Origin of the sequence: Bradyrhizobium sp. LTSP857 (assembly GCF_000938285.1) — a bacterium.
Classification (GTDB): domain Bacteria; phylum Pseudomonadota; class Alphaproteobacteria; order Rhizobiales; family Xanthobacteraceae; genus Bradyrhizobium.
The window spans coordinates 46,465-72,006 of the sequence record NZ_JYMS01000018.1 but is presented as its reverse complement, the minus strand read 5'-3'; the positions used below and the strand labels follow the sequence as shown (position 1 = coordinate 72,006).

Below are 25,542 nucleotides of genomic sequence, written 5' to 3'. Positions count from 1 at the left end.
CTCCGCAATTGATGAAAAGATGGTGGGCACGCTTCGCTTTGCCCACCCTTGTATTAGCGCGCTGATTGCGGCTACCGCCAGTGCAACAGCCGCGTCTCCAGCAGATTGATCACCCTGCCTACCACCAACCCGAATACCGACAAGATCACCACGCCCGCCAGCAGTTGATCCGTCTGCATCAGATTGCCGGCCTGCAACACGAACGCACCGATCCCATATTGCGCGCCGATCATCTCGGCGCTGACGACGAGCAGCAGTGCCACTGACGCCGTAATACGAAAGCCCGCGAGAATCGCGGGCAGCGCGCCCGGCCAGATCACCTTGCGCACGATGGTGGCGAACGGCACGTTGAAACTCTGCGCCATGCGGATCAGGTTGCGCGGCACCCCATCGACGCCGCTATAGACCGAGATCGCGGTCGAGAAGAACACCCCTAACGCAATCGTCGCGATCTTCGGCTCTTCGCCGATGCCGAGCCAGAGGATCAGCAGCGGCAACAGCGCGATCTTCGGGATCGGGAACAGTGCGGAGATGAAGGTGATGCCGACGCTGCGTGCGAGTCGCGATAGGCCGATAGCGAAGCCCACCACAATGCCGGCGGCCGTTCCCAGCAGCCAGCCGACGCCGATACGCAGGAGCGACGCCGAGAGATGCTGCCAGAGCGCGCCGGACACCGCGAGCTCATAGATCGCCCGCACGATCGCCGACGGCGCCGGCAGGAACAGGGGATTGACGAGACCGCCGCTGCCGGCCGCCTGCCAGAGCGCAATGACGAGCGCGAGCGCAATCCAGCCGCCGAAGCGGCTCGACGCGGGCACGAAGCCTGCGCCGCGGAAGCGGACGCGCCGGGTCGTATCGTCCTTCGGAGGCGTACCCGCGCGATCAAGCATGCTGCACCTCGCGCTCGGCATCGATCGCCTCGTTGCGGATCAGCGACCAGATCTGGTTCTGGAGCGCCAGCAGCTTTTCGCGCGCAGCGATTTCACCGCGCTCAGTGCGCGTCATCGGCACGCTCACCACCTCGCGAATGCGGCCCGGACGACGCGACAGCACCACGATGCGGTCCGCAAGCCGCGCGGCCTCTTCGAGATTGTGGGTGACATAGACCGCGCCCATGCCGCCGTCGGCGAGCAGGCGGACGAAATCTTCCATCAGCAGCTCGCGGGTCTGCGAGTCCAGCGCCGACAGCGGCTCGTCCATTAGCAGGATCGCGGGACGCACCGCCAGCGCACGCGAAATGCCGACGCGCTGACGCATGCCGCCCGAGAGCTGCTTTGGATAGGTCCCGCGAAAATCGGTCAGGCCGGTGCGGCGCAAGGCATCCTCGACCAGCGCGCGGCGCTGGACAGCCGAGAGCTGGGCATGCAGCAGCGGGAATTCGACGTTCTCCTCGACCGTGGCCCAGGGCAGCAGCGCAAAATCCTGGAACACGAAGGTCAGCGGATTGAGACTGTCCGATGGCGGCGCCCCGCGCAGCTCCGGCGCACCGGAGGTCGGCTGCAACAGCCCGCCGAGGATCGACAGCAGCGTGCTCTTGCCGCAGCCCGACGGCCCGACAATCGCCACGACTTCGCCGGCGCTGACCGTAAACGAGACGTCGTCGAGCACGGCGAGGTCGCCGAAGCGATGGGAGATGCGGTTGGCGATCAGGTCCATGTGCTGCGTTCTACTCTCAATCCGCCTTCACGAAATCCTTGGCAATGATCATATTCGCATCAAAGCCCTTGTCGGCAAAACCCTGCTCCTGGAGCCATTTGATCTGGTTGTCGACGTTCTTGACGTCGAGCTTACCGTCCGGATCGATATAGGCGCAGTTGCCCACCACCTGCTCGAGCGGCAAATTGGTGTACTTTGCGATGATCTCGAGCAGCGGCTTTGTCTGCTCGTTGATCGGCGCAACGCCGTCCTTCATCGCGGCGAGGATCACGTCGTGATATTCGCGGTCGGCTTTTGCCAGCACGCCGAGCAACTTTGTCACCAGCACCTTGTTGGTCAGCGTCTTCGGCGAGGCGAACACCGCGCCCAACTGCCAGGGCGTCTCGTCGCCAACCCAGCCCAGGAACTTCGCGCCGCCGTCATCCATCAGCTTGCGCGCGGTTGAAATCGGCAGCAGCGCCGCATCGACAGTCTCGCCCTTCAGCGCCGCCGCCGCGTTCGACAGCGATTGCAGCGGGATGATCTTCACCTCAGCGAGCTTGAAGCCGTATTTGTCGGCCAGCAGGCCGAGTGAGTAGTGGAAGGACGAGCCGACCTGCGTCACGGCCACACGCTTGCCCGCGAGATCCTTCGGCGTTTTCAGCCCAGCCGCATAGGCGTTGTTGCTGGCGAAATAGCCGATCAGGGGGTAGCCGGCCTTTTCGCGGCTCATGCCGCCAATCACTTTCAGCACGCCCTTGCCGGCGAGATTGTAGAGACCCGCAGTGAAAGCCGTGACGCCGAAATCGATGTCGCCCGAGGTGGTCGCGACCGCGATTGGCTGCGCCGCGTCGAAGAATTTCAGCTCGACGTCGAGGCCGGCGTCGCGAAAATAGCCCTTGTCCTGGGCGATGAAGACGGGTGCGGACGACGACAGGCGAAGCACGCCGATCTTGGCCTTCAGCGCGTCCTCGGCCCGGGCCGTGCCCATCGCCATGATCGCCACCAGGCCGGCAGCCGCGAGCCGCGCAATCCCGATCATCCCATTTCCTCTCGTGGTTCTCTTAGCAGCCCGTCACAGCCCCTCGGGCACCGGCTGGTCCCGTCCGATGAAGGCGCCCTGTTGTTTCAACGTTTCCTGCAATTTTTCAACCGGGATTTCGCGTGGAATTCGATTGCCCGACAGCGCCAGCGCTGCGGCGGAACCGGCGGCCTCCCCCATCACGAAACAGGCACCGGAAACCCGCGCCGCCGACTGGCCCTCATGTGTCATCGAGGCACAGCGGCCGGCGACCAGGAGATTATCGACGCCTTCAGGCACCAGCATGCGGTAAGGCAGCTCATTATAGCCGCGCGATTCCGGGATCGGCGGGAAGGTGAAGACGACGTCGCCGGGAACATGGGCCTCGATCGGCCAACCATTGACCCCGATCGAATCCTCGAAGGAGGCGCAGCCGAGCACGTCCTCGCCGCTGAGCTGGTAGCCGCCCTTGATGCGGCGGGTCTCGCGGATGCCGAGCTGCGGCGGCAGGTCGACGATGTAGGACTTTTCAAATCCCGGCACGGTGCGCAGGAATTCGAAGGCGGCGAGCGCCTGTTTGCGGCCCTCAATCTCGCCGCGAGTGAGATCATCCGGTTCGATGCCATTGATGGCGTGGCCATCCTCGCGCGCCACTTGCGTAAAATTCACCCGCCATTCGATACCGGACTTCTGCGGCCGCACGATCGCGCTTTTGCGCGGAAATTTGTGCGTTCCAGCGGCGGCGGCCTTCTCCATCAATTGCGGGATGGTGCGCCAGGCCTCGCCCGCCTTCTCGGGATCGATGCCGTTGAGACGGAGCATCATCGACGGATACATCGGATGGCCGTGCTCGTCGCCGAATTCGAACGGCGCGCCGGCCCACACCGCGAGATCGCCGTCGCCGGAGCAATCGATGAAGATCTCCGAGCGCACCGCCTGCCGGCCGGCCTTGGTCTCCACCATCAGCGCGTCGATGCGGCGGTCATCGCCCATCACCACGCCGGCGCCGAGCGCGTGGAAGAGGATGTGCACCTTGTGGCTGGCGAGCAGTTCATCGGCCGCGATCTTGTAGGCCGCGGTGTCGTAGGCCTGGGCAAAGACCTTGCCGAGGATCAAATGCGGGGCGTTGAGGCCGTTCAGCAGATCGATCCGCGCCAGCAGCTCGGATGCCATGCCCTGCACCAGCCGGTGGGCCTGGCCAAAGACGTTGCCGTGCAGGCCGCAGAAATTGGTGACGCCGGCGGCGGTGCCCATGCCTCCGAGGAAGCCATAACGTTCGATCAGCAGCGTCTTTCGCCCCGCGCGCGCCGCAGAAGCCGCCGCAATAATGCCGGCCGGGCCGCCGCCGAGGACAACGACTTCATATTCGCCGTAGAGCGGCACCTGGCGCGCTGGTTCTTCGATCGTCGTGGCCCGCATGGCGCGTCCTATCCCTGAAAATCTCTTGCTTGGGCCCGACTATGAATTAACGCGTGCCAAGCTACAATCCACCAAAATAAGCGATCAGCTTTCGCGAATCGAGAAAGGTCGAAATGGACATCCTGGTGAACCTTCAGGCCTTCCTCGCCACCGCGGATGCGGCCGGCTTTTCCGCCGCTGCGCGAAAACTGAATGTTTCGACCTCGGTCGTGGCCAAGCGCGTGACGCAGCTGGAGGCGCGGATCGGCACGCCGCTGTTTCACCGTTCGACCCGGCAATTGCGGCTGACTGATGCCGGCCAGCGCTATGTGCATCGCGCGCGCGGCGTCGTCACCGACGCCACCGATCTGCTCTCGCGCATGGGCGAGAAGGGCCACGATCTCGTCGATCATCTCCGCATCAAGGCGCCGACTTCGCTGACCGTGGCGCGGCTTGCCGATGCCTTCAGCGCCTTCCAGACCCAGAACCCGCGGCTGAAGCTCGAGATCGTGCTGATCGACCGTCCCGTCGATCCGGTGACCGAAGGCTTTGACATCGCCATCGGCGCCTTCCCGCATTCCTTCGGCGGCGTGGTCGACGAGCCGCTATGCGCATTGAAGCGGCTGCTGTGTGCCTCGCCCGCCTATCTGAAGAAGCACGGCACGCCAAAGCATCCGCGCGATCTCGTCGAGCATCGCTGCCTTAGTTTTCTGCCCACCGGCCCCGAATGGATCTTTGACGGGCCACGCGGCCGCATCAGCATCCAGGTCAGCCCGCTGCTCTCCTCCAACGAAGGACATGTGTTGGCGCGCAGCGCGATCGCCGGCAACGGCATCGCGCTGATGTCACATTATCTCGTGGCCGATGCTTTGCGCGACGGCACGCTGAAGCCCGTGCTGCGCGATTTTCCAATTCCGGAATTGTGGGTGAAGGCCGCCATCCCCGAGCGGCGGCGCAACGCGGCCGCGGTGCAAGCGCTGCTGACACTGCTCAAGACGTCACTCGCATCGTCGCTGTAAGGCTTGTCGCTCAGCCTTTGCCACCACCCCAATTGCCCGCACGCTTCTCGGCGAACGACGCCAGCCCTTCCGCCGCCTCCGCACTCTGCCGCTTCAGCGAATGCAGCTGTACGAGCCGCGCATAGGCCGCATCATCCACGGCCATCCCGCCGAACGAGCTTTCCAGTGCAAGCCGCTTGGTCTCGTCCATCGCCTCCGGCCCATTGGCAAGCAGCTGCTCGACCACTTTCGCGCCGGCGGCCTCCAGCTCGGCGAGCGGCACCACCTCATGCACGAGGCCGATGCGGCGGGCGTCCTCCGCGCCAAAGCGTTCGCCGGTCAGCGCGTAACGGCGGACTTGCCGTACACTAATGGCGTCGCAGAGCTGCGGAATGATGATCGCGGCGGTCAGGCCCCAGCGTACCTCGGTGATCGAGAACAGGGCGTTGTCGGCCGCAATCACGACGTCGCATGCCGCAATCACGCCGGTGCCGCCGCCAAAGCAGCCGCCCTGCACCAGCGCCACCGTCGGGATCGGCAAGGTGTTGAGCCGCTGCACCGCTTCGAAGGTCGACCGGGACGCCGCCTCGTTGGCATCAGCCGATTGCGGCCGCACGCCGTTGATCCATTTGAGGTCGGCGCCGGCCTGAAAATGCTTGCCGTTGCCCCTGAGCACCACGACGCGGAGATTGGGCTTTTGGCCGAGTTCGTCCATCGCCGCGAGCACGCCGGCGATCAGCGCACCGTCATAGGCGTTGTTGACCTCCGGCCGGTTCAACGTGACGGTCGCGACACCACGGGCATCGAGGGTCCACAGGACGGGGCTGGCGGTCATCGGCGATCCTCCGGTCATACTCATTGCCGCGCACTATGGCCGAGGCCACTGACCTTGATCCATATCTTTCCGTCGTAGGGCGGCCGCGCCCATCGCATGGCGGGTTGTGCCATGGTGGCGCCGGGCGGCAGCCAGGGAATTAGGGACGGGACACTCCATATGCGTATCTGCATTTTCGGCTCGGGCGCTGTCGGAAGCCATCTCGCGGTCAGGCTCGCGCGCGCCGGCCACGAGGTCTCATGCGTGATGCGGGGGGCGCATCTCGAGGCGGTACGTGCGGGTGGCCTCAAGCTGCGCGTCGGCGATTCCGAGGTAAGCGCCAAGGTGAACGCCACCGGCGACCCGGCCCAGCTCGGTCCGCAGGACGTGGTGATCAGCACATTGAAGGCCACCGCGCTTCAGGGGCTGGTCGCGAGCCTCAAACCATTACTAGGCGAGGACACCGCGATCGTGTTCGCCCAGAACGGCATTCCCTGGTGGTACGGGATCGGCCTGCCGCCGCGGCATCCGACACCACCGGACATCAGCTTCCTCGATCCGGGCGGGCGCTTACGCGCCTGCATCCCGAAGGAACGGATCATCGGCGGCGTGATCTTCTCCTCCAACGAGGTGGTCGCGCCCGGCGTGGTGCAGAACCTGACGCCGGACCGCAACCGCCTGTTGATCGGCGAGTGCGACGACCGCAATTGTGAGCGCATCACGAAGCTTCGCGGCGTCCTGAATGACGCGCGGCTGGAATCACCGCCGGTGGCCGAGATCCGCGAGGCGATCTGGTCAAAGCTGCTGACCAACATGTCGCTGTCGGTGCTGTGCCTGCTCACCGGCCAAACCGCGCGCGGCGTGCGCGACGACGCCGCCTTTGCCGAAGTGATTCCGCGCATGCTGAATGAGGCCAACGACATCGCGCAGCACTTCATCCCCGAAGTCAAGCGCGTGACTCGCAGCGGCCCCGCCCCCAATCACAAGCCATCGCTGCTCCAGGATTACGAGCTCGGCCGCGCCATGGAGATCGACGTGCTGGTGAGGGCGCCCGCTGCGTTTGCGCGCACCGCCGGCCTGTCGACGCCGACGCTCGACCTGATCGCCGCGCTCGCGATCCAGAAAGCGCGCGACAAGGGACTTTATTCCGCGTGAATTTCAGACGAGTTCGTCGATCCAGGCGGTGAGCGCGTCGAGCACCTCGGCGAGGGCCTCTTCGTTGGTGCGGCCTGACTTTTTGAGCACCGCGAAGGAGTGATCGCCGCCAGCGATCTCGTGCAGCGTCGCCTTCGTCCCGAGCGCCGCGATCACAGGCTTGAGGAGGCCGAGATCGGCAAGCCCGTCGCGCGTGCCTTGCAGGAACAGCATGGGGATATCGACATGCGCGAGATGCTCGGCGCGTTCCGTCGACGGCTTTTTGTCGGCATGCAGGGGAAAGCCGAGGAAGGCGAGCCCTTTTACACCCGGCAGCGGCGCCTTGGATTGCGCCTGCGACGTCATGCGTCCGCCAAAGGACTTGCCTCCGGCGACGAGCTTCAATCCGGGACACAATCGCGCCGCCTCCTCGACCGCCGCGCGGATCGTGGCGTGCGCGACAGCCGGCGCGTCGGGACGCCCCTGTTTCTTTTCCATGTAAGAGAAATTGAAGCGGAACGTGGCGATGCCGCGCTCTGCGAGTCCCTCCGCAATCTTGTCCATGGAGGCATGCCGCATTCCTGCGCCGGCACCATGCGCCAGAACGTAGCAGGCGCGCGCATTGTCAGGCTGCATCAGGATCGCCGAGACCGTGCCGATGCGCTCGATGTCGAGCTTGAGCTCTTGAGTTTTGACAGCCACAATCAATCATCCCGACAGACGCCACTCCGGCCGCCTTGGTAGCGTCACCGGCGCAGCCTGAAAACACAATAATTGCCACGGCCGGCTGGCCTACCAAGCTGGCAACCGCATCAACCGAGGTGATCATGTCCTATCGCTCCTCCTGGATGACCGAAGAGCTCGATGTCTTCCGCGACCAGTTCCGCAAATATCTCGCCAAGGACCTGGCGCCCCATGCCGAAACATGGCGCGAGCAGAAGATGGTCGACCGCTTCGCCTGGCGCGGGCTCGGCGAGATGGGCGCACTGCTGACCAGCGTGCCGGAGGAATATGGCGGGTTAGGCGCGACTTTCGCCTATGAGGCGGCGGTGCTGGAAGATCTCGAGAGCACGGTGCCGGAAATGACAACCGGCGTCTCCGTGCACAGCGCCATCGTCGCCCACTACATCCTCAACTACGGCTCGGAGGAGCAGAAGAAGCGCTGGCTGCCGAAGATGGCGTCGGGCGAGATAGTCGGCGCCATCGCCATGACCGAACCCGGCACCGGCTCGGATCTGCAAGCGGTGAAGACCACGGCCAAGAAACAGGGCAATTCCTACGTCATCAACGGCCAGAAAACCTTCATCACCAACGGCCAGGCCGCGGATCTCGTCATCGTCGTGGCCCGCACCGGCGATGTCGGCGCCAAGGGCATCTCGCTGATCGCGGTCGAGACTGCGGACGCGGACGGCTACAAGCGCGGGCGCAACCTCGACAAGATCGGCCTGCATGCCTCAGATACGTCGGAGCTGTTCTTCGACAATGTCACCGTGCCTCCGGAAAACCTGCTCGGCAAGGAAGAAGGCCAGGGCTTTGCCCAGCTGATGCAGCAATTGCCGCAGGAGCGGCTGTCGCTCGCGGTCGGCGCCGTCGCCTCGATGGAGCGCGCGATCAAACTCACCACCGAGTACACCAAGGAACGAAAGGCCTTCGGCAAGCCGCTGCTGGACTTTCAAAACACCGCCTTCACGCTCGCCGAGCGCAAGACCGAAGCGATGATCGCGCGCGTCTTCGTCGACTGGTGCATCGAGCGCCTGATCGCAAAAGACCTCGACACCGTCACCGCCTCGATGGCGAAATACTGGTGCTCCGACAAGCAGGTCCAGACCGCCGACGAATGCCTCCAGTTGTTCGGCGGCTACGGCTACATGCAAGAATATCCGATCTCGCGCATCTTCATCGATTCCCGCATCCAGAAGATCTATGGCGGCACCAACGAGATCATGAAGCTGTTGATTGCGAGGTCGCTGTGAGGCGCTTTACCTCAGGCGAAAGGCGCTTGAGGCAATATTGCTTCCACGAAAGCACTGTCGTCCCGGCGAAGGCCGGGACCCATAACCACAGGGAGAAGTTTGGCCAAGACTAGTGGTTCGGTACTCCTATCTTTCGCGATTGATAGATCACGCGGTATGGGTCCCGGCCTTCGCCGGGACGACGAGCGGACATCGGGGCGACGGCGTTGCCACAAGCCGTTTCACGCAATCTCCCTCACCGGCTGCGCCAATCCCGCGGCCGGCAGCCGAAGCGCTGCTTGAAGCGCCGCGCGAAGTGGGAGAGATCGGAAAAGCCCCAATCGAACGCGATCGCGCCGATCCCGCGGGCGTCCAGGGCCGGATCCTTCAGATCGGCCGCCGCGCCCACGAGGCGGCGATCCATCACATAGTCCGAAAACGTTGTGCCGGAGCGCTCGAACAGCTTGTGGACATAGCGCTCGCTGATGCCGACGGCGCCGGCGACCGCCGCGACCGTCAACCCCGGCTCGCGCAGCCGGTCGTGAATGGCGCGGCGCAGCGCCAGCACGGTGGCGTCCGCAAAGCTTGCGGCTTCCACCGTCTGCGCCCGCGAGCGGCGCGACAGGCTAAGCGCAACGAGATCGAGCAACACGTCGAACAGCCGGACGCTGTCCTCTTCCGCCATCCGCAACGCGCCGGCGTTCAGGGAACGCGCGGTCTCGACGATGAGATGACCGACATGAGGATCGTCGGACACGCGCTCGGCCCTGAAATCGAACGACGGCGGCAACCGGTCGCGCAAGGCACGCGACGGCACCCAGAACGAAGCGACCTCCAGCGTCGGACCGCGATCGTGCAACAACGTCACCTCGCGGTCGCTGTCGACGATGCCGACCTGGCCCCGCGACAGGCTGACTTCGCGCCCATCCTGGAGCATGCGGCAGCGCCCCGCGAGCTTGAAGTTAAGATAGAAGCAGCTCTCGCGCGACGCCGCGATATCGGCACGCGAACGATTGACGGTGTGCTCGGGAAACATCACCCGGTTGATTGCGCCGGCGCCCAACCCGATCGTCTCCACCTTGGCCGGGAAGCGTGACGTCGTCGCCGATTCCGGCGTCAGGTTCATGAAGGCCTGGCAGATCGCCTCGCGGTAATAAGAAAACTGCTCGTCCGGCCGGGTCTCAGCCGTGTTCCAGGTGACGTGCCGCGGCCGGCTTGTGGGATTGACCTGCTCCATCGGTTCACTCCGAGACCAATCCGGTTCACTCCCAGCCAAGCGGCAAATGGCCAGCCGGTTCACACTTCGCACAACAAGAATTGTCCGCCGCGCCTCGCGAGCGCCGCAAAGGACCCAATTCATGCCGATCTAACCACATCCTGAGGAGGAGCCACAACATGTCGACCTACGTTCTCGTTCACGGCGCCTGGCACACCGGCGCCGAGCTTGAGCCGGTCGCGGCACCGATCCGCGCCGCCGGCCATCAGGTCTACCTCCCGACGATCAGCGGCAATCGCCCGGGCGACGCCAAGACCACGGGGCTGAAGGAAGCGATCCAGTCCATCGCCGACTATCTCGCCGAGAACAATCTGACGGATTTGATCCTGCTCGGCCACTCCTATGGCGGCATGGTCATCACTGGCGTCGCCGACCTCGTGCCTGAGCGTATCCGCCGCCTCATCTACTGGAACGCCTTCGTGCCCAACAATGGCGAGTCGCTCAACGACATGGTGCCGCCGCACTATATCGGGCTGTTCGAAATGATCGCGGCTGAACGCGGCGACGGTTCGGTGGTGTTGCCTTTCCCGATCTGGCGCGAGGCCTTCATCAACGATGCCGATCTCGAGACAGCGCAGCGCGCCTATGACATTCTCAATCCGCATCCGCTGAAGACCTTCAGCGACAAGATCGCACTCAAGGCCAACCCGGCCGAGATGCCGCTCGCTAAATCCTACATCAACTGCACCGAAGATACCGCGCTGCCGCACAGCTACGCCTGGCATCCGCGGCTTTCCGAGAAGCTTGGTCTGTTCCGCCTGGTGCAGGTGCCGGGCAGCCACGAACTGTGCTTCTCCGATCCGGCACGCCTTGCCAAGGCGATCATGGAAGCGGGGCGCGACTGACCGCTGCGTTCAGAGCTGTTGATCGCGCGGTCGCTGTCGCCAGCTATCTCATCCGCTTGTCGGCAGCGACAAAGTCGATGAAGGTCCTCACCTTCGCGGAGAGGTATTTGCGGCTGGGATAGACCGCGAACAGGCGACCTTCGAAGATGATGTCGTCGGGCAGGATGAGCACGAGACGTCCGGCAGCGATGTCCTCAGTGACCAGCCATTTCGGCAGGAAGGCGAGACCCATGCCTTCCAGCGCGGCCATGTGCAGCAACGTTTCGTTGCCGCTGCGCAGGACTGGTTTGAGCTTGACGGTCTCGACGGTACCATTCCTGTTTAGGGAGAGGCTCTCTCCCGGATAAAGCGCATAGTGCAAAAAGGCCTGACCGGCGAGGTCGGCCGGCTTGGTCGGATGCCCGACACGATCGAGATAGGCGGGTGCGGCGACCATGTAGAAGGCGACCTTGGTGATCGGCCGCGCGATCAACGCCTCGTCGGGCGCGCCGGTTGCGCGCAGCGCGAGATCGAATCCCTCCTCGACCAGATTGACCAGACGCCCGCTGAGATCGACGTCCAGACACACCTCCGGGTAGCGCGCCTGATAATCGGCCAGCACCCCCGCGAACATCGCGTTCGCCATCCACACCGGCGCGGTCAGCCGCAGCGTGCCGCGCGGAACGACGGTCGCCTTGCTGACGGCGGCTTCGACCTCGTCGAGCGAATCCAGCATCTGGCGCGCCTGCTCGAAATACAGCGTGCCGCTCTCGCTCAGGCTGACGCGGCGGCTGGTCCGGTTGAGCAATCGCGTGCCCAGCCGCTTCTCGAGCTGCATCACGTGCTTGCTCGCCATCGCCGGCGAGATGCGCAGGCGCTTCGCCGCGGCCGCAAAGCTCTTCAGCTCGGCGACCAGGCAAAACACCCTCATGCTGACCAGGGAGTCCATAAGATCATCAACATCCAGGAAAGGAACCTATCCCAAAAGACATAATGATCAAAAACGGAGAAACTATCAAATGGTGGCAACCCCTCGTTCCACGGAGAACCACCATGTCGACCACTGCCCTTGAAACCGCCGCCCCGGGCCGGGCCCTTCGTATCGGCCTCTGGGTCTCGCAAGGTCTGATCTTCTTCGTGTTCACCTCCGCGGGGCTGGTCAAGCTGCTGACGCCGATTCCGCAGCTTGCCGCGATGATGCCGTGGACGGGCGAGCACTCCGAAGCCTTCGTTCGAATCATCGGGCTGATCGATCTCGCCGGCGGGATCGGCATCCTGCTGCCGGCGCTGACGCGCATCCTGCCGCGGTTGACGGTGCTGACAGCGCTGGGCTGTACGGTGTTGCAGGTGTTTGCGATCGTCTTCCATGTCTCGCGCGGCGAGGCTGTCGTCACGCCGCTCAATTTGGTCCTGCTCGCGCTCGCCGTCTTCGTGTTGTGGGGACGTGGTCGCAAGGCGCCGATCGCGCCACGGCAATTCTGACCGGCAGGGCGCTGCCGCCATGCACTCTCTCAATGGATGGTCTCGCAGGGGCCTGCTCGCCGGTGCCACGATCCTCACGGCAGGCGGCCCCGCCACCGCCAAGGACGATCGTCTCGTCGACGGCGTCGTAATCCTGATCGACAGCAACGAGCCCTATGTGATGGGACACGCAATCAGCTACTCGGCCAATCTCACCAAACACTTCGCCGACAAGGGCGCGAAATTGCTGATCGAGGTCGTCGCCAACGGCAAGGGCATCGAAGTGTTTCGCGCGGACAAGACCACGCTGATCGAGCCGCTCGCGACACTGCGTCAGTCGCTGCCAAATCTCACCTACAGCATGTGCGCATCGTCAAAGGCGATCGCGGAAGCCAGGGAACAGGTCTCAATCCCGCTGATATCGGGCGCGAGCCTCGTCCCCTTCGGCATCGGGCGGGTCGTCGACCTGCAACTGAAGGGCTGGGCCTACATCCATGCGTGAGACAACCCGCGCGCACCGTGCCGCATTGTCCAGGCGATCACTCCTGATGGCGGCGCCGGCGCTTCTCGTTGCTACGCGCGCGAGCCTCGCGCAGGGCGGCGACACCACATGGCCGCCGGTGTTCGAGACGGGCCGCAGCCAGTTCACGCTGGTGCGGCCGCGGGTAGTGATGCCAGTGCTGCGGCTTCAGGACCTGCATGGAAAGGACGTTGCGGTGGCAGCGAAGCCGGGACGCATCACGCTCGTCAATTTCTGGGCGACGTGGTGTGCAGCCTGCCGGCTCGATCTGCCCGTGCTCGCAAGCCTCGTCGGATCGCAACGCGATCAACTGGATATTGTCGCTGTTTGCACTGACACGAAGGACCTGCGCAAGGTCCGCGCGTTCCTTGGCGGCCTCGCCGCGCAAAACCTTGCCTGCTACGTCGACGCGTATGGAGCGGCGGCCGAGTCATCCGCCTCGGTCTTCCCGCTCGTCGGCATGCCCATCACCTATCTCGTCGGAACCGGCAACCGCGTCGAGGGCTACATCACCGGCGCGGCCGAGTGGCTCTCGCCCGCGGGCGCGCGGCTGCTGCAATTCTATCGCGAGCAGGGCTAGGACGAGGCGGCCTACCATCGCGCCGCCGGTTCCGACGGCCCTTGCTCGATCGCAAACGAATTCAGATTTACGAGACAACCCATCATTGCAAGGTGCGGCGGCAGACCATACGCTGCCCGTCATCGGCAGCCGCCGTCTGGTCTCGTTTGCATCGGGAGAATTGCGAATGGTTCACGTCTCGCGACGGAAACTGCTTCAGCTTGCGGCTGTTGCACCATCGGCGCTTCCTGCTGCGTGGACGTCGGTTGCATCTGCTGCGACCGGAAAAAAGATCCTGACTGCGGTGATGCAATCGGACCTTCGCGTCACCGATCCCGGCTTCACGACGGCCATCATCACCCGCGACCATGGCTACATGGTCTACGATACGCTGCTCGGCATCGATTCCAGCTTCAAGGTGCGGCCGCAGATGGCCGACTGGACGGTGTCCGCGGACAAGCTGACCTACACCTTCACCCTGCGCGACGGCCTGAAGTGGCATGACGGCGCGCCGGTGACGGCGGAGGACTGCGTCGCCTCGCTGAAGCGCTGGGGCACGAGTGTCGACGGCATGGCGCGCAAGCTGATGGACTTCACGGCGGGCATCGAGGCAACGGACGCCAAGACGATCGTGCTCAAGCTAAAGGAGCCCTATGGCCTCGTGCTGGAGACGATCGCCAAGCCGTCGGCCGTTGTCGCCTTCATGATGCCGAAGCGGTTGGCCGAGACCCCGATCATCAAGCAGATTCCGGAGCAGATCGGCTCCGGCCCATTCAAGTTCGTCGCGAGCGAATTCCAGCCCGGCGTGAAAGCCATCTACGAAAAGAACACCGACTATGTGCCGCGCAAGGAGCCGGCCGAATGGACCTCGGGCGGCAAGGTGGTCAAGGTCGATCGCGTCGAATGGATCACCATGCCGGACGCGCAGACCGCCCTCAACGCGCTGCAATCCGGCGATGTCGATTTCGTTGAAACGCCGCCGTTCGACATGCTGCCCGCGCTCGAGTCCAATCAGGACATCACCTTGTCGATCCTGAATAAATTCGGCTTCCAGTCGTTCGGCCGGATGAATTTCCTGCATCCGCCGTTCAACAATGTGAAGATCCGCCGCGCCGCGATGCTCGCTATCAACCAGAAGGACGTGCTCGACGCACAGATCGGCAATCCCAAATACTACAAGCTGTGCGGCGCGTTCTTCATCTGCGACACGCCGCTGGCCAGCGACGAAGGCGGCGAGACTTTGATCAAGGGCAACGGCCTGGCGCAGGCCAAGAAAGCCCTGGCCGAGTCCGGCTATGACGGCACGCCCGTGGTGATCCTGGCCCCCACTGATCAGATCCTGCTGAAAGCGCAGCCGGTCATAGTCGCGCAGCTGTTGCGCGAGGCCGGTTTCAAGGTCGACCTACAATCGATGGACTGGCAGACCGTGGTCACCCGCCGCGCCAACCAGAAGTCTCCGAAGGAAGGCGGCTGGAGCATGTTCTTCACCTACCAGGGCGCGGCCGACTCCTTGAACCCGCTGGTCAACGTCCCGATGGGCGGCAAGGGCACGAGTGGCGGCTGGTACGGCTGGTCCGAGGACCCCAAGCTCGAGGAGTTGCGCGATTCCTTTGCCCGCGCAACCTCGCCCGAGGAGAGCAAGAAGATCGCGCTTGAGGTGCAGAAGGAAGCCTACGACCAGGTGATCTACGTCCCGCTCGGCCAATTCCAGGCGCCGAGCGCATGGCGCAAATCGCTCACCGGCGTGATCGACGGCCCAGCGACACCGATGTTCTGGAATGTGGACAAGAACGAATAGGTTGAGGTTCAAGCGCAGCAAACGCCTCTCCCCGTTCTTACGAGGAGATGCGAAGCGCTAGTTCGGATGCCACCAGCGGCCGCCGACGACGACACCTTCAGAGACGATCTTGCGATCACCGATCAGGTGTTCGCCGACCACGTCCTCATAGTCGAACTGGCCTTCTCTCACCGAGATCAGCGTGGCATCGCCGGCGCTGCCCGGCTTGAGGCTGCCGAGCTCGGGCCGCCGCAGCGCCATCGCCGCGTTGACCGTCGAGGTCGCGATGACGTCGGACAGCGGCATGCCCATGCACAAAAATTTCGACAGGGTCGTCACCTGGTCGAAGGCCGGGCCATCGATGCAGAGCTGATGGATGTCGGACGAGATCGTGTCCGGATAGAAGCCGTTGGCGAGCATCGCGCGCGCAGTCTTGAAGGCGAACGAGCCCTTGCCGTGGCCGATGTCGAACAGCACGCCGCGCTCGCGCGCGTCCAGCACCGCCCTCTTCACCGTACCTTGCGCGGTCGCAGGCGTGTTCGGGAACGGACGGAACGCATGGGTCAGCACATCGCCGGGACGCAGGCGCGCCAGCACCTCCTCGTAGCTCGGCGGCGGATGGTCGATATGCGCCATCAAGGGCATGCCGACCTCGTCGGCGACCTGGAGCGCGATGTCGAGCGGCACGGTCCCCGACGTGCCCGAGGAGTGCAGTCCGACGCGCACCTTGATGCCGACGATGAGGTCGCGGTTGGCATCCGCCACCTTTACCGCTTCGATCGGATTCATCAGCCGCAATTCCTCGCTCTCGCCGACCATGATCCGGTGCGAGAAGCCGAAGATGCCGGCATGCGAGACGTGCAGATAGGCGAGAATGCGGACCTGGCTCGGCTCGATCACATGCTTGCGAAAGCCCGCGAAATTGCCGGGGCCGGCGCTGCCGGTGTCGACGGAGGTGGTGACGCCGGAGGTGCGGCAGAATTCCTCGGCATCGATGCCGAGCGAGGTGCCGCCCCAATAGACGTGGGTATGGAGATCGATCAACCCCGGCGTCACGATATAGCGCGACACGTCGCGCACCTCAGTCGCCGGATCCGCCTTCAGCCCGCTGCCGACCGCAGCGACTTTGCCACCCGAAAAGGCTACATCGGTCACGGCATCGAGCTTCTGGGACGGGTCGACCACACGGCCGCCGCGCAGGATCAGGTCGAAAGGCATCGTCATCTCCGGATCAGGCAAACATGGACCGGGCTGGAAGGTGCTCTTCCAGCCCGGCCGCTTCTGTTAGCAATTTTCACACCAGCGAAGCAAATCAACTGCGCTCAATGCCCGTTAGTCCTGCGATCCGCCTTCGGCGCCTCCTCCTTCAGCCGCTCCAGCGCATCGGGCATCATGCGGCCGAACATCGAGCTCAGCATCGCGGTCGGGATCAGGCCCGCATTGCCGGTGTCCTGGCCTTGCCCGCCGGACATCAGGAACTGCGGCACCAACGGCTGGTTGATCTTGGTCAGGGCTTCCGCGAACTTTGTAAAGTTCTGCTCGGCCAACCTGAACTCCGGTCCGCCATAGGCGTCGACCGAGAGCTTTGTCGACTGGGCATTGGCGGTACCAACCGCAAGGACCCGGTCGGCTTCGCCCTGGCCCTCGAGTCGCGACTGCTCGCCGACCGCGGCCGCGGTCACCTTTCGGGTCTCCGCATCCTTTTGCGCGCGGGCGAACGCCGCAGCACCCTCATTCTCGTTGACCTTGATCTGGATCAGCGACTGCGTCAGCGCCGACTGCGCCGCCGCCGCCGCCTTGGCCTCGTTGAGCGTACGCTCCTGGACAGCGGCCTTTTCCTGCTCCTGGTAGGTCTCGATCTGCTCGCGCGCGATCTGGCGCGAGCGGAGCTGGATCAGGATGTTCTCGATCGTGTGGTCGCCGTTCGTGGCGCGCGGCGTGCCGATCAAGACCTCCTGGAGGTCGAGCGAATAGCTCTCGAACTTCGCCTTCATCTGCGCCGCCGACTCATCCTGGATCGACGCCCTGTTCTGAAGCAACTCGATCAGCGTCATCTTCTGCGCGATGTTCTTGAAGAACGCGCTCACCATCGGATCGAGCGTCTGCTCGACGAGCTTCTTCACGTCGCCGAAGCGCTGGATGATCATCGGCGCCTTCTTGTAGTCGATATGCATCACCACCGAGAGCGGCAGCGTCGGCTCGAACGCGTCCCGCGTGATCAACGAGATTTCCGACAGGTTCTCATCTAACTTCATCGCACCGACCTCGCCGCGCACCCATTTCAGGATGAAGTTGACGGTCGGGATGATCTCGATCTTGCCCGCATAAGTGTTGAAGGCGTATTTGCCGGGCAGCAGCGGATCCTTCCAGACGCCGCGGCCGCCGTTGAGAACCAGCTCGCCATGGCGATACTGATCACCCGACACGTCGGCGCTGTGCGGGCCGGTATAGAAGATGACGACGCCGACATTGCCGACCGGGATCACCGTCTTCGGCACCGCCTCGACGGTCGCGAACAGACGATTGATGTACCAGGTGCCCTCGACGATGACCTGCAACTGGCGACCGCGATAGCCGCCGGCGCTTAAGAATTTCTCGGGCTCCTGGAAATTATTGTGAAAGATCTCGTCGTCGCGCAGATCGGTGCCGACCTCGGGCGCGATGATTTCGCCTGATGGCAGCGACGGGCCGTCATGCACGGTGACGATTCCGACCAGATCATGATCGGCAGCCAGCACGACGGGCGCAAAACCCCAGCGCTCGGCGATGGTGAGCTGCATGGCGTCGAGCACGCCGCGCTCCTGCCCGCTCAGGGCATGGCCGTAGACGCGCTCGTCGGTGATGATCGCGAACTGCGTCGTGTTGATCGCATAGGTACCTTCGCGCAGGATTTTTCGCTGCGGGCCCTTCTGGCCGCCGCCGAGCAGGAATCGCCGCACGTCCTGGAAATCCGCCCTGTCCTCCGTGTCGTTGGCGCCGAGCACCTGCGAGGCACCAAGCGGCGCGCCGTCGCGCGCGAACACATAGGCGATCTTGCCCTGTCCGACCGTGACGAGATCCGATTTGTGGATCCGGTACATGAACGGAAAGAACACGTGCAGGCCGCCGCGCAGGACTTCCGGCTCATAGCCGGCTTCGCCATTCAGCGCGATGAAGCCGCCTTCGATCGATCCCTTGGTCGTCCATAGTTTCTCGACGATGCCGACCTGATTGTTCGGGATGTAACGAAAGATATTGGCAATCCGCAGCAGGATCACAAGCGCGATCGCTGCCGCGGCCCACAGCGCCGGCTGGGTCAGCCAGGCGCCATTGAAACCATTGAGGTCCATAGTTCATCTCCACGATTCGCAACTGGGCGGCTTGGTTAACCAAAGCCACACCCCAGAATTGCGGGAGCGGAGATGTGAGTACCGACCCTGCTTCGCAAGTCGGCTGTCGCGTAAAGCCGTGCCAATCTTTTTTTATTGGGGACTTGACGCGTGAGTAAACTTGCGCCGCAGCACGGCCGAAAAAGCCGTGCTGCACGTCGGCCGCCGATGAGCGCCGTTAAGTGCTCCTTATTTCATCGGCTCGGTGGTCGACCACAGCACGGTATTGGCGCTCTTCTCGTAGGCCATGCCCTTGGGATAGCTGATCAGCTCCATCTGCATGCCCCACGGCGTCAGGAAATAGAGGATGGATTGACCGGCGGCCGGTCCTTCGTTCACCGGGATCGGTCCCTGCATGGTCTTGACGTTCTTCGACCGCAGATACTCGGCGGCCTTGGCGATGTCGTCGACATAGAGCGCAATGTGGTGGCCGCCGATGTCGCTGTTCTTCGGCAGCGTCTTGGCCTGGTCGGGCGACTGGTACTGGAACAGCTCGATGTTGGAGCCGTAGCCGCAGCGGACCATGCTGATCTCGTCAATGACGGCGCGCGGGTTCACGTTGACGGCGTCTTGCATGAACGTGCCCTTATCGTCCATGAACGGGCCGAACGACATCGCATGCGAACAGCCAAGCACGTCGGTGAAGAAGGCGGTCGCCGCCTTCACGTCCGGCACAGTGATGCCGGTATGATCGTGGCCGCGCAGGCCGGGAATGGAATCCGCCGAAGCCGGCAGGATCGAGGCGCCGAGCGACAGCGCGGCTGAGGCAAGCAGTACTCTCAACGGGATCATGATCGCTTCCTTTTGGTTCAAAGCCAACGCAACATCCGACGTGAAACTCAGCCCGGCGACGCCAACTGGCGCTCGACGCCCTTGGGATCATGGGCAAGGCCTTGCGCAAGGCCACGCGCCATCTCGCCGACATAGATCTCCTCCTCCCCGGCCTCGAAACCGTCGAGGATTTCCCTCGCCGCATCCGCGGTCGTCATCTTCGGGATGGTCAGCATCGCGGTCATGCGGGTGTCGATCGCACCGGGCAGCGCCGCAGCGACACGCACGCCCTTCGGCACCAGCTCGCCCCGCAGGCCCTGCGTCAGGCTGAGACCCGCCGCCTTGGAAGCGCAGTAGGACCCCATGAACGGCAGGTTCACGCGCGCGAGAATGGTGAGGATATTGAGCACCGCGCCCTTGTTCCTAATCAGCGCGGGCGCGAAGGCTTTCGTCACCCGCAGCGGCGCGAGATAGTTGATCTCGATCTCCTCGCGCGCGATCGCAAGATCAGGCGCGGCCATGAAGCCGGTGTTGTGGTTCACACCGGCATTGTTGATCAGCAGCGTGACGTCATTCGCCGTGGCTGCGGCCCTTGCGACATCATCGTCGTTGGTGACGTCCATCTTGATCGGCACGACGCCGTCCGAGGCGATCAGAGCGGAAACATCACGCGCCGCGGCGTAGATCTTCGTAGCCCCACGCGCCTTCAGCTCGGCAATGAGCGCCTGCGCGATCGCGCCGGTGGCGCCGGTCATGAGAACGACGGAACCCTTGATGCTTTCGGTCATGCGGCTGATCCTTGTTGCTGGGGCGTGACAACCGGCGGAGAATCGTCGAGCCAGCCCGGCTCGACGTCGGGCAGGGGAATTGCGGCGAGCAGTTGCCGCGTATAGGCGTGCTGCGGGGTACCGAAGACGCGTGCAACGGGCCCGTATTCGACGACCTCGCCCTGGTGCAGGATTGCGACATCGTCGCAGAGCACGCGCACGACCGAGAGATCGTGGCTGATGAACACCATCGTGAGACCGAGCCGCGCGCGCAGCTCCCTCAGCAACAGCATGATGTGTGCCTGCGTCGAGACGTCGAGGCCGGATACGATCTCGTCGGCGACGATGAAATCGGGCTCGAGCGCAAGTGCGCGCGCAATGCCGGCGCGCTGGCGCTGCCCGCCGGACAATTCATGCGGATAGCGGTCGGCAAACTCCGGCGGCAGACCGACCAAATTGAGGAGGCCGGCCGCGCGCTCGCGCCGGTCGGATCTGCCCTTCAGCCGCCCATGCACCTCCAGCGGCCGCGTCAGCGTGGTGCCGAGCCGCAGCCGCGGATTGAGCGAGGACTGCGGATCCTGAAAGATCATCTGGATGCGCGCCCGCAGCGGGCGCAGCTCGGCCTCGTCGAGCTGTCCGATCTCGACGCCATCGAACTGAATGCCGCCGGCGGTCGGCTTCAACAGCCGCACCAGCAATCGGCCGAGCGTGGTTTTGCCCGAGCCGGATTCACCGACCAAACCAAGCACCGAACCGCGCGGCACGGCGAGATCGACACCCCTGATCACCTCGCGCAAACCGGGCTTGCGAAACCAACCCTTATGCTCCGGATATCCGAAGCTCAGACTGCCGGTGCGGAGCAGGATCTCGCTCATGCCGGCCTCGCCTCGCCTGCCCGGTCGAGGCGATAGGCCTCCGACCACAATTGCTCAATCAAGGCCGGCGGCACCGGGCGCAGCGCGTCCGCCGGCCGGTCGGCGCGCGGCGTCGCGGCGAGCAACGCGCGCGTATAGGCATGACGCGGACGTACCAGCACGTCCGCGGTTTCGCCCTCCTCGAGCACGCGGCCCGCATGCAGCACGCTCATGCTGCGGCAGATCTTGGCAACGACGCCGAGGTCGTGGGTGACGAACAGGATCGCGCTGCCATGGCGCAAGCGCAGTCGCTCGACGAGTTGCAGCACCTGGCGCTGCACGGTGACGTCGAGGGCCGTGGTCGGCTCGTCGGCGACGACAAGGGCGGGATCGCAGGCAAAAGCCATCCCGATCAGCACGCGCTGACGCATGCCGCCGGAGATCTCGTGCGGATAGAGCGCGAGCACCCGCTCCGGCTCGCGGATCGCGACCTCGGTCAGGAGCTCGGCGGCGCGCGTCAGCGCCGCGCGCTTCGGCAGGCCGAGATGATGCCGCAGCAAATTGCCGATCTGCGCTCCGATGCGCTTGACCGGATTGAGCGAGGTCATCGGGTCCTGCGGGATCAGCGCGATGCGACGGCCGAGCAGGCCGCGGCGCTCGGTTTCCGTCATCGCCAGGAGATCACGCCCCTCAAATGCAATCTGACCTGACGTGATGGTTGCATTCGCGGGCAGCAGTCCGAGCACGGCACGGCCGAGCATGGATTTTCCGGCGCCGGATTCGCCGACCAGTCCGCGGACCTCGCCGGGCTGCACCTCGAGGCTGACGCCGCGCAGCACATTGGCGGCACCGATCGCGACCTTCAGCCCTTCCACAGTGAGCGTTGCGTTCATGATCGCTGCACCGGATCGAGCGCAAGGCGTAACCCGTCGCCGAGCAGGTTGAGGCCGATCACGCTCGAGATGATGCAGACAATCGGCAGCGCCATGATCCATGGCGCCTGATAGACGATCTGGCGACCCTCAGCGATCATGCTGCCCCAGGTCGGCGTATCGCCTGCAACGGAGATGCCGACAAAGGACAGGATGACCTCCACCAGGATCGCGATCCCCATTTCGACCGCGAGCAGCGTGACCAGGAGCGGAACGAGATTGGGCAGCACCTCCAGCCGCAGCAGCTTTGCGCGGCTCAATCCGATCACCCGGGCGGCGGCGGCATAGTCGCGGGTCAGCTGCACCATCGTCTCCGCGCGCACCACGCGGGCGAAGCGGGTCCAGTCGACCACGACGATCGCCGCGATCACCGAGGTCAGGCCGGCGCCGATCACCGCCGCCAGCACGATGGACAGCAACACCGGCGGAAACGCCATCCAGACGTCGATCAGCCGCGAGATCAGCTGGTCGACCCAGCCGCCAAAACTGCCCGCGAACAGGCCGAGCGCGACACCGATCAGCGCCGCGAGCGTGGCCGCGATCAGCGCGACGGCGACCGCAATGCGCGCCGAATAGATCAGCCGCGACAGCACGCAGCGGCCGAGGCTGTCGGTGCCGAGCAGATACGCGTGATCGCCGCCCTGCATCCAGGCCGGCGGCAGCTGTGCCGACATCAGATCCTGCTCGAGCGGATCATGCGGCGCGAGCACCGGCGCAAATACAGCAACCAGCACCAACACGGCGACCAGCGCGGCGCCGACCCACAATCGCGCGCCACCTCGCTTCAACCCGGCGAGCAGGCGCGACGGCGGCAGGGTGAGCGCGATATCAGCCATAACATCAGCCATGGCGCAGCCTCGGATCGAGCAGCGCCACCACGAGATCGACGGCGAGATTGAGCGCGATGAACAGCACCGCGAAGGTCAGCACCAGACCCTGGATCAGCGGAAAGTCGCGATTGATCACCGCGTCGATCGCCATGTTGCCGATCCCCTCGTAGGAAAAGATGCGCTCGACCAGCACGGTGCCGCCGAGCAGCAGCGTCAGCTGCACGCCGCCGAGCGCAACCGTCGGGATCAGTGCGTTTGGAAAGACCTCGTGCAGCAGGATCGCCGGCCGCGAATAGCCGCGAGCGCGCGCGATCTGCGCGTAGTCCTGATCCTCGGCATCGGCCAGCGACGCCTTCAGGATGCGCGCGACCAGCGCCGCGAAGGGCAGCGCCAGCGCCAGCGCCGGCAGGAACATGTGATGCAGCAGCGCCGAGGCCGTACTGAAGCGGCCGGTCAGCAGGCTTTCGAGCAGATAGAAATTGCTGCGCAGGTCGATATCAATCTGCGGATCGACGCGACCGGAGATCGGCAACCACGGAATCAGCACGCCGAACAGCAGCAGCAGGATCAATGCCCAGAGGAAATCCGGGATGGCCAGCAGCGCGCCGACACCGCTATCGACCGCCCATTCCGCGCGGCGGCCGCGCAGCAGGATGCCGGCCAGCGCGACAAGGACGCCAAGCACAACGGCAATCACCGTCGCCAGCAAGGCGAGCTCGATGGTCGCAGGCAAACGCGCCAGCAGCAGCTCGAGTACGCCCTGACGTACGCTGATCGAGCGGCCGAGATCGCCGCTTGCGACCTGGCCTAGCCAGGTTGCGAATTGCTGGAGGATCGGCTGGTCGAGGCCGTAGAGCGCACGCAGCCTCGTAATGTCGGCCTCCGACGCGCCGGGAGGGATCATCATGGCGATGGGATCGCCCGGCACCACGCGCAGCAGCACGAAGACGATCACCGCGACGCCGAACAGCGTGGGCGGCACAAGGACGAGTCGCTTGATGATCTCGCCCCATCGCATCTCTGTATGACTCCGCGTTTCTCGGCCGCTCAGGCCGGCGTGATGAGGTGCGGAAGGATCATGCCGTTCGCCTGCGGCACCACCTTCAGGCCCTTCTTGTGGATGATCGGCTGCACGTACTGGAATAGCGGGATCACCTCGCCTTCCTCGGCGATGTATTTGTCAACGGCCTTGTAGCCGGCGATGCGCTTGGCCTCGTCCTTCTCGCCCCAGAGAGGCCCGATGCGCTCGACGAGGTCCTTGCCCTTCCAGGCGCAATGCGGCGAGGGCCCGAACATCGCAAAGCCGGTCGAGGTCGAGGGATCGCCGATGGCGTTGCCCCAATTATAGAAGGCGGCCGGCGCCAGCGCGTGGCGTGCACGCAACTCGAAGTGCTTGGCGATCTCGTAGACCTCGATGGTGGCGTCGATGCCGACCTTGCGCCACATGCCGACGATCGCCTGGATCATCTCGTAATCCTTCGGCTTGAAGCCCCGCGTCGTCTGGATCGCAAACTTGACCGGCTTTTCCGGCGAGTAGCCGCTCTTGGCCAGCAGGCTCTTGGCAAGCTCCGGATCATAGGCAACCTTGATCGAGGGGTCGAAGGCGGCATATCCCGGCGCCTCCAGCGTCGCGATCGGAACGCCATAGCCCTTCAACAGCCGGTCGACGATCGCCTTCTTGTCGATGGCGTGGCTTGCCGCGAGGCGTACGTTGCGATCCAGCATCGGATCGATGTCGGTGAGGAAGATCATCGCGATATCGGACACCGGCTTGGTCTGGCCGACCATGCCGGGCTTGCCCTTCAGGCGATCGAATTCCTCGTAGGGGATTTCGAAGGTGAGGTCCGATCCGCCGGATTCCATCTCGGCGACGCGGCTGGTGGAGTCCGTGATGAACTTGAACACCACGGTCTCGAAGGCGGGCTTGCCGCCCCAGTAGCCGGAGTGCGCCTTCAACCGCAGGAACGCGTTGCGCTCGAACGCGTCGACCTTGTAGGGGCCCGACCCGATCGGCGCCTTCTCGAAGCCTTCGGCGCCGACCTTCTCATAATAGGCCTTCGGCAGGATGTAGCCGGTGAGGAACGCCATCCATTTGAACAGCGTCGGCTCGAACTCCAGCACGTCGCCGGTGATGGTGTTGCCGTCGATCTTGTAGTTGCCGACCTTGGACCAGACGAACTGAATCGGATTGCCGCCCTTGGGATCGGCGGCGCGCGTGAGCGACCAGACCACGTCGTCGGGCGTCACCGGCGAGCCGTCGTGCCAGGTCGCGCCCTTGCGCAATTCCAGCGTGATCTTGCTGCGGTCCTCGTTCCAGCCCCATTTGGTCAGAAGGCCGGGCTTGAACGAGAGGTCCGCCGCCTGACCGATATAGGGATCGAACACCGACTGGTAGATCGACTGGATGGTCGGATTGACCGCCGACAGGCCCACCGTCGGATCGAACGACGGCAGATTGACGTTGTAGGCGATGGTCAGTGTACCGACTGCTGCCGCGTGCGCAGCGCCGTCGCCGAGGAGACCGGACGTCAGCGGAAGCGCGGCAGCGCCGCCGGCGAGTTGCAGGATCGAGCGACGAGACAGTGAAGACATGTTCATTACCCCAACACGATGAGCCATGTGCGAAAACGGCGCCGCAAGCGGCGCCGTCG

The 25,542-nt window shown here is 64.3% G+C and carries 25 protein-coding genes; 8 read left to right on the top strand and 17 right to left on the bottom strand.

The window, feature by feature from the left end; all coding sequences use genetic code 11:
• Nucleotides 1-71: 71 nt before the first annotated feature.
• The 4 genes from UP06_RS09690 to UP06_RS09675 are packed head-to-tail and all read right to left on the bottom strand — an operon-like array spanning nucleotide 72 to nucleotide 4,075.
• A complete protein-coding gene (locus UP06_RS09690) occupies nucleotides 72-890 on the bottom strand; it encodes an ABC transporter permease (RefSeq protein ID WP_045002326.1) in 819 nt (272 codons plus the stop codon).
• Nucleotides 883-1,656 (bottom strand): ABC transporter ATP-binding protein, encoded by a 774-nt coding sequence (locus tag UP06_RS09685; protein ID WP_045002325.1) that lies wholly within the window; start codon nucleotides 1,654-1,656, stop codon nucleotides 883-885. The genes UP06_RS09690 and UP06_RS09685 overlap by 8 nt, the downstream gene beginning before the upstream one ends.
• A 16-nt stretch (nucleotides 1,657-1,672) precedes the next feature.
• Nucleotides 1,673-2,677, bottom strand: coding sequence for an ABC transporter substrate-binding protein (locus UP06_RS09680; RefSeq protein ID WP_045002324.1), 1,005 nt, complete (start codon nucleotides 2,675-2,677; stop codon nucleotides 1,673-1,675).
• Nucleotides 2,678-2,710: 33 nt separating this feature from the next.
• On the bottom strand, nucleotides 2,711-4,075 hold the full coding sequence (locus tag UP06_RS09675; RefSeq protein ID WP_045002323.1) for an FAD-dependent oxidoreductase: 1,365 nt from the start codon (nucleotides 4,073-4,075) through the stop codon (nucleotides 2,711-2,713).
• Nucleotides 4,076-4,188: 113 nt separating this feature from the next.
• Here UP06_RS09675 and UP06_RS09670 point away from each other — a divergent pair, with 113 nt between their 5' ends.
• A complete protein-coding gene (locus UP06_RS09670; protein WP_045002322.1) occupies nucleotides 4,189-5,073 on the top strand; it encodes a LysR family transcriptional regulator in 885 nt (294 codons plus the stop codon).
• Between the two features lie 10 nt (nucleotides 5,074-5,083).
• Here the strand turns inward: UP06_RS09670 and UP06_RS09665 are convergent, their stop codons facing one another.
• Complete coding sequence (locus tag UP06_RS09665; protein ID WP_045002321.1) at nucleotides 5,084-5,887, bottom strand: enoyl-CoA hydratase-related protein; 804 nt, start codon at nucleotides 5,885-5,887, stop codon at nucleotides 5,084-5,086.
• A gap of 159 nt (nucleotides 5,888-6,046) precedes the next feature.
• On the opposite strand from UP06_RS09665, the gene UP06_RS09660 reads away from it, so the two are divergent.
• Nucleotides 6,047-7,021, top strand: a complete 975-nt coding sequence (locus UP06_RS09660; RefSeq protein WP_045002320.1) for a ketopantoate reductase family protein — start codon at nucleotides 6,047-6,049, stop codon at nucleotides 7,019-7,021.
• A 3-nt stretch (nucleotides 7,022-7,024) separates the two neighbouring features.
• Here UP06_RS09660 and UP06_RS09655 read toward each other — a convergent pair whose 3' ends face one another.
• Nucleotides 7,025-7,702 carry an alpha/beta hydrolase family protein gene (locus UP06_RS09655; RefSeq protein ID WP_045002345.1) on the bottom strand — a complete coding sequence of 226 codons (678 nt, stop codon included), beginning with the start codon at nucleotides 7,700-7,702 and terminating at the stop codon, nucleotides 7,025-7,027.
• Between the two features lie 125 nt (nucleotides 7,703-7,827).
• Between UP06_RS09655 and UP06_RS09650 the strand changes: the two genes are divergently transcribed.
• Entirely contained in the window at nucleotides 7,828-8,973 is a 1,146-nt protein-coding gene (locus UP06_RS09650; RefSeq protein ID WP_045002319.1) for an acyl-CoA dehydrogenase family protein, read from the top strand.
• Between the two features lie 235 nt (nucleotides 8,974-9,208).
• On the opposite strand, the gene UP06_RS09645 is transcribed toward UP06_RS09650, so the two are convergent.
• A complete protein-coding gene (locus tag UP06_RS09645) occupies nucleotides 9,209-10,189 on the bottom strand; it encodes a helix-turn-helix domain-containing protein (protein WP_045002318.1) in 981 nt (326 codons plus the stop codon).
• A gap of 158 nt (nucleotides 10,190-10,347) precedes the next feature.
• On the opposite strand from UP06_RS09645, the gene UP06_RS09640 reads away from it, so the two are divergent.
• Nucleotides 10,348-11,073, top strand: a complete 726-nt coding sequence (locus UP06_RS09640; protein WP_045002317.1) for an alpha/beta fold hydrolase — start codon at nucleotides 10,348-10,350, stop codon at nucleotides 11,071-11,073.
• A gap of 43 nt (nucleotides 11,074-11,116) precedes the next feature.
• Here UP06_RS09640 and UP06_RS09635 read toward each other — a convergent pair whose 3' ends face one another.
• Nucleotides 11,117-12,001 carry a LysR family transcriptional regulator gene (locus tag UP06_RS09635; RefSeq protein WP_045002316.1) on the bottom strand — a complete coding sequence of 295 codons (885 nt, stop codon included), beginning with the start codon at nucleotides 11,999-12,001 and terminating at the stop codon, nucleotides 11,117-11,119.
• A gap of 104 nt (nucleotides 12,002-12,105) precedes the next feature.
• On the opposite strand from UP06_RS09635, the gene UP06_RS09630 reads away from it, so the two are divergent.
• From UP06_RS09630 to UP06_RS09615, 4 genes are all read left to right on the top strand, one after another.
• Nucleotides 12,106-12,534, top strand: coding sequence for a DoxX family protein (locus tag UP06_RS09630; protein ID WP_045002315.1), 429 nt, complete (start codon nucleotides 12,106-12,108; stop codon nucleotides 12,532-12,534).
• A 19-nt stretch (nucleotides 12,535-12,553) separates the two neighbouring features.
• On the top strand, nucleotides 12,554-13,015 hold the full coding sequence (locus UP06_RS09625; protein ID WP_045002314.1) for a DsrE family protein: 462 nt from the start codon (nucleotides 12,554-12,556) through the stop codon (nucleotides 13,013-13,015).
• Nucleotides 13,008-13,613 carry a TlpA disulfide reductase family protein gene (locus UP06_RS09620; RefSeq protein ID WP_045002313.1) on the top strand — a complete coding sequence of 202 codons (606 nt, stop codon included), beginning with the start codon at nucleotides 13,008-13,010 and terminating at the stop codon, nucleotides 13,611-13,613. The genes UP06_RS09625 and UP06_RS09620 overlap by 8 nt, the downstream gene beginning before the upstream one ends.
• A gap of 166 nt (nucleotides 13,614-13,779) precedes the next feature.
• Complete coding sequence (locus UP06_RS09615) at nucleotides 13,780-15,390, top strand: ABC transporter substrate-binding protein (protein ID WP_045002312.1); 1,611 nt, start codon at nucleotides 13,780-13,782, stop codon at nucleotides 15,388-15,390.
• A 57-nt stretch (nucleotides 15,391-15,447) separates the two neighbouring features.
• On the opposite strand, the gene UP06_RS09610 is transcribed toward UP06_RS09615, so the two are convergent.
• The 9 genes from UP06_RS09610 to UP06_RS09570 all read right to left on the bottom strand — a co-directional run bounded on the left by UP06_RS09610 (nucleotide 15,448) and on the right by UP06_RS09570 (nucleotide 25,483).
• Nucleotides 15,448-16,587, bottom strand: coding sequence for an amidohydrolase/deacetylase family metallohydrolase (locus UP06_RS09610; RefSeq protein ID WP_045002344.1), 1,140 nt, complete (start codon nucleotides 16,585-16,587; stop codon nucleotides 15,448-15,450).
• A gap of 104 nt (nucleotides 16,588-16,691) precedes the next feature.
• Entirely contained in the window at nucleotides 16,692-18,698 is a 2,007-nt protein-coding gene (locus UP06_RS09605; protein WP_045002311.1) for an SPFH domain-containing protein, read from the bottom strand.
• A 228-nt stretch (nucleotides 18,699-18,926) separates the two neighbouring features.
• Nucleotides 18,927-19,529, bottom strand: a complete 603-nt coding sequence (locus tag UP06_RS09600; RefSeq protein ID WP_045002343.1) for a VOC family protein — start codon at nucleotides 19,527-19,529, stop codon at nucleotides 18,927-18,929.
• Nucleotides 19,530-19,576: 47 nt separating this feature from the next.
• On the bottom strand, nucleotides 19,577-20,296 hold the full coding sequence (locus UP06_RS09595) for an SDR family oxidoreductase (protein WP_045002310.1): 720 nt from the start codon (nucleotides 20,294-20,296) through the stop codon (nucleotides 19,577-19,579).
• The gene (locus UP06_RS09590; RefSeq protein ID WP_045002309.1) at nucleotides 20,293-21,150 is read right to left on the bottom strand and encodes an ATP-binding cassette domain-containing protein; all 858 of its coding nucleotides are present in this window, start codon (nucleotides 21,148-21,150) and stop codon (nucleotides 20,293-20,295) included. Before UP06_RS09590 ends, UP06_RS09595 begins: the two co-directional genes overlap by 4 nt.
• Nucleotides 21,147-22,022 (bottom strand): ABC transporter ATP-binding protein, encoded by an 876-nt coding sequence (locus tag UP06_RS09585; RefSeq protein ID WP_045002308.1) that lies wholly within the window; start codon nucleotides 22,020-22,022, stop codon nucleotides 21,147-21,149. Before UP06_RS09585 ends, UP06_RS09590 begins: the two co-directional genes overlap by 4 nt.
• Nucleotides 22,019-22,909 (bottom strand): ABC transporter permease, encoded by an 891-nt coding sequence (locus UP06_RS09580; protein WP_045002307.1) that lies wholly within the window; start codon nucleotides 22,907-22,909, stop codon nucleotides 22,019-22,021. The genes UP06_RS09585 and UP06_RS09580 overlap by 4 nt, the downstream gene beginning before the upstream one ends.
• Nucleotides 22,902-23,909: an ABC transporter permease gene (locus UP06_RS09575; protein WP_045002306.1), complete on the bottom strand. Its 1,008-nt coding sequence runs from the start codon at nucleotides 23,907-23,909 to the stop codon at nucleotides 22,902-22,904. The genes UP06_RS09580 and UP06_RS09575 overlap by 8 nt, the downstream gene beginning before the upstream one ends.
• A 29-nt stretch (nucleotides 23,910-23,938) precedes the next feature.
• Complete coding sequence (locus UP06_RS09570; protein WP_156162875.1) at nucleotides 23,939-25,483, bottom strand: ABC transporter substrate-binding protein; 1,545 nt, start codon at nucleotides 25,481-25,483, stop codon at nucleotides 23,939-23,941.
• Between the last annotated feature and the right edge of the window lie 59 nt (nucleotides 25,484-25,542).